Origin of the sequence: Mesonia sp. K7, assembly GCF_003233725.1 — a bacterium.
Lineage (GTDB): Bacteria > Bacteroidota > Bacteroidia > Flavobacteriales > Flavobacteriaceae > Mesonia.
The window spans coordinates 1-4,142 of record NZ_QKQV01000027.1 but is presented as its reverse complement, the minus strand read 5'-3'; the positions used below and the strand labels follow the sequence as shown (position 1 = coordinate 4,142).

General features: G+C 33.4%; 4 protein-coding genes. 2 read left to right on the top strand and 2 right to left on the bottom strand.

Annotated features, from left to right (window positions below; translation table 11 throughout):
• Positions 1-675: 675 nt before the first annotated feature.
• On the top strand, positions 676-1,311 hold the full coding sequence (locus DNG35_RS12080; protein ID WP_146228886.1) for a DUF6266 family protein: 636 nt from the start codon (positions 676-678) through the stop codon (positions 1,309-1,311).
• Positions 1,312-1,670: 359 nt separating this feature from the next.
• Here DNG35_RS12080 and DNG35_RS12075 read toward each other — a convergent pair whose 3' ends face one another.
• Both DNG35_RS12075 and DNG35_RS12070 read right to left on the bottom strand, forming a co-directional pair.
• Positions 1,671-2,870, bottom strand: a complete 1,200-nt coding sequence (locus DNG35_RS12075) for a hypothetical protein (RefSeq protein WP_111129537.1) — start codon at positions 2,868-2,870, stop codon at positions 1,671-1,673.
• Positions 2,870-3,856 carry a nucleoid-associated protein gene (locus tag DNG35_RS12070; protein WP_146228885.1) on the bottom strand — a complete coding sequence of 329 codons (987 nt, stop codon included), beginning with the start codon at positions 3,854-3,856 and terminating at the stop codon, positions 2,870-2,872. The genes DNG35_RS12075 and DNG35_RS12070 overlap by 1 nt, the downstream gene beginning before the upstream one ends.
• Positions 3,857-3,951: 95 nt before the next feature.
• Between DNG35_RS12070 and DNG35_RS12295 the strand changes: the two genes are divergently transcribed.
• Positions 3,952-4,142: hypothetical protein (locus DNG35_RS12295; protein ID WP_233494490.1), on the top strand; the 191-nt coding region annotated here is incomplete at its 3' end.

Genomic DNA, 4,142 nt, shown 5'->3' with positions numbered 1-4,142 from the left:
CCGTAACACCACCAGGGTAAGTTTGTGCATAGATGGATAATGATGTAATGATGGTCATTACACCCAACAAAAGGAGTTTTTTCATGATTTAAAAGTTAGTTAATTATCGATTAACTGCAAATAATTTATGTTTACAGGCAATAATAATAAAAAATATGTTAAAAAAGTTAATTGTGTGTTAAAAAATTATTTTTAATACCGTATCATTAATGATAGCAACAGTTATTTTTAATTTTTATAAAAGCCTTTACGATATTTCTGTTGAAGGTTAGGACAAATAGAAATAAAGGTCCTACGAAGTTTTACTCCAAAATTTGAAAGAAAAATAATTTTTGGCAATTACTTTTCATAAGCACAGCCTCAAAAGTTCGAGGAAATTGCGCTTACCTATGCTACTACAGGCTACAAACCCTCCTAGGTTCTAAACATCACCCTCCACTTTACTCCATACAAAAGCCTACCTCACCCCTACCAAGCCTATAGCTAACCCGATGCTAACTCGTTACTGGTTCGATGCTAACCCGTAAAAAGACCCTGTTTACGGGGTAGCTACGGCTTAGCATCGAAGGAGCAGCGGTCCAGCTATGCTTTATCCTTACTTATGGTAGGGATAAACCTTACTTGGTTTACGTATTTTCCCTATAGCTTTATCGCATCACTTTAAAACATGATATGATGGCAAGAATAATCAACCATCCCTTCGGTAAAATTTCCGGTAAAGCAGGCACTCTGGTGTTTAAGAAAAGTAAACAAGGTATTTATATCAGTGCGCTGCCTTCGCCCAGCACCAAGAAACCCTCATCCCTACAACAATTACAGCAAAGCAAGATGAAAATGGTGATGCACTTTTTAAAGCCTTTACAAAACATTTTGTCCAAAACCTATTTCCCGTTGCGGCAAAATCCCCTTGCTTTTCACCAGATCAAATCCTATTACCTACGGCACGCCTTAAAACCAGTTGGGGAAGGCTATGCCATAGACTACGCCCAATGTCTGCTGGGTTATGGCGAGCTTCGCCCACCCGAACAGGTAACTGCACAACGACCAGGAACCAATAAAATAAAATTGGCTTGGGAACCGCAACTCGGGCAAGCGCTCGCCCAGCAAGACGACCCACTGTTTGCAGTGCTTTATCATGAGGCTTCCCACTTATTCTATTTCGTACCCAAAGTTGCCAAACGGGTAGACGGTACAGCAAGTCTAAAACTTCCTAAAAAGTGGAGGGATTTTTCTAACCTACATCTTTGGGTGGGTTGTGCTAGATCGGAAGAAAAAAAGGCTTCGATGAGTTTGTATGTGGGAAAATTTTAAGTGTGGAGTATTAATTTTCTTATTCTAAAATCTACCTTTTTGGTTAACAAACGATATTAAAAAACCCATAGTCATCAAGCTATGGGTTTCTCTTATTTCACACATTACATCGCTGTAATTATGAAAACTAAATTACTCCTTACAAACATACTAATTTTTTATTTAAATGTTTCGCTGCAAAGACATTAATTAATATCTCTGCCTATAATTATGTGGCCTTTATTCAGGACGGGGCAGAATAAATACCAACCATCTCGTTTATCGCCTGTTGGTGGAGTAGGGAATGTGGAGTAGTCGGCTTAGTATTGGTTTGTTGCTCAAGTTAATTGTTTTATTTCAATTCTGAGAGTTATTGGCTATTAAACGTTGTTGGCAGATAGGCTTTTCGATAAATAATTTAAAATATGCTCATAGTGAATGAAAATATAGGCTCCAATAGTTATCGACAGAATAATAAAACTTATAATTCTAACAAGCCCTATTTTTCTCTTTTGACTTGGAATTAATTTACTTTTTTGAGTATTTAGACTTACCGTTATTTCATTAAGATGTTCTTCATTCTTGATGCGCCCGAGAAACTTAGAAATATCATTTTCTATGGCCGTAAATGCTTTGCTCAAATTGTTTAATAGCACAAACCAAATTACAACAAAGTATAATATACCAACTACAAGTAAAAAAGTATCCTTTGCAAAGTTCTTACCCTCAAAATCAAAAAATCTTAGAATAAGTAAATATGCAACTGGTATAGCTAAAATATATGTAGAAAATTTATTTATTGTCGAATAAATTCTATCAGTCAATTCATGGAAATATTCTTGTGAGGATGTTTTAATCTTCTCAAAAGAAAACTCTGACAAGTAAATTTGAAAACTGCTTCTATAGCTCTTGACAATAGTATTCCAGTTTTTAAGTAAATTAGAAAAACTAATCTTCTCAATTGATATAAGATTAATCATTTCGTTTATAAATAATTTGCGTCGAGCTTCTTGGTCAGATTTTTCAAATACGTGTTCTTTCAGTTCTGCTATCGAAGAGTTTGTCTCAAAATTTTCAATGTCCGTAACACTATACTCAACTCTTATTGAACAAATTTTATCTGGTTTATTGAAGATCAGTTCCAAAAACCCGTTGCTTTCATTCTCGTAGGTGCTCAATTCTCGCAAAAAAGTTATTAACTCTTGCAATTCTAAAAATGACGAAATCTTATCAATTTCATCACTAATACTGTGATGATAATCTAAGTCAAAAACGTAAAAATCTTGATGCTTTAATAGATACCTGTTGTAAGCAATAAAATCATCAAAGCTTTCAAAATAATTTGGAAACTTTGATAGGTCGATTTTAATTACGATGCTATCTCCTATTTCAATACTTTTGAGGTCAGCTGTGTCTTGGCTTTGTTGATGAAAAGCTTCGCGAATTTCTGAATCTTGAAACTTACCGAGAAGTTCTTTTTCTTGCTTAGTGCATACATTAAATAGACAACTAAAACCGTAAGGTGTTTTCTCAAAATCAATAACTTGACCTCTAAACGATATGAAATCTTTTAAAGTCATTACAGCTCAAATTGCTTATCAAGTTCATCTTCAGGTAAATCTTTAAAAATTACGTCATTTCCTTGTCTTACAACTTTCCCTTGTTTGATAAGGTTTTTTTCAAACTCTACTTTATATCCATTTCCAGAAAGTTTTGCTCTATGAAAAATATTAAAGTCTGATTTTTGTGATAATCTATAATTACCACTAACCTCAATTTCATCATCAGATTGAACGTATTCTATAAAACCATTTGGATTGTCAGGATTTATGTGAGCCGAAACAGCATTTATCTCCACATCTTCCTCTTCTTGATATTGTCTTAGTAAGTAATCACTAATCTTTTGATTAGCTTCCTCCTTTTGGTCGTCATTATAGTTTTCTTTTCTCATATACTTAGAGATAGCGTCTTTAAGGTTTTGAGAATTTTTCTTGGAAGATGTCAAATCTGTATTTCCAATGAATTTTTGGAAGTAACTCGACACATCCCTTGTGCCTTTTATAAATGAAAGATATAAATCTTCCTCATTTTCCCATTTGTCAAAATTTATTCGATTTGCTCTTGCCAGTTTATCTATATCAAGTGTTTTCAGTTTTCTAATATCTAAACTATCGTCATTAATGGTAAATTGTTCGGATTTATCCAACATTATTGTAATGAGAAATTCCGTTTGGTTCCTTTTGTAGTGAGTGAATACAACGTAACCACCTTTGGCCTGTGGAACTTGAATTTCTTTTTCCAGCAATTTCATTGATTCGGTCGAGAACTTTAAAAAATCATTCTCATTTCTGTAATCAGTTACCAAGTTTTGAAAAGGGTAAACTAAATCGTCTTCTTGAAACTCTCCATAAGTTGGATTTTTAGAGCCGAAGCTTTTTACAAGTTTATCTACGAACTCCTTTACTGTATTATCATTTTTGTCTAATAAATGATCGGATAGATTCAAGTTTGGGGTTTGATTTCCCTCTCTTTTGATGTGATGTAGTACAATGTTTTTTAATTCCATATTGTATTGGTTAGTTTCTGTCAGCCTTTTTGCCAACTCGTTTTATCAAAACAAATATATACTTTTCATATTTATATGTTTGAATAACATCATCCTTGGGTAAAGTTGACTCTCAAACATACTTAAAATTCCTTAGAAACATTTATAAAATAATTGTTGCCATAATTTTATTTAGTTTTTCTTATTTTACAGAAGGACAAAACATCATTGGCAGCACCGAAGAGACAGAATTAGAAGAATACGATCTTATCAAAAAAGGAGAGATTTTAAGGAATCAAAAACTGAC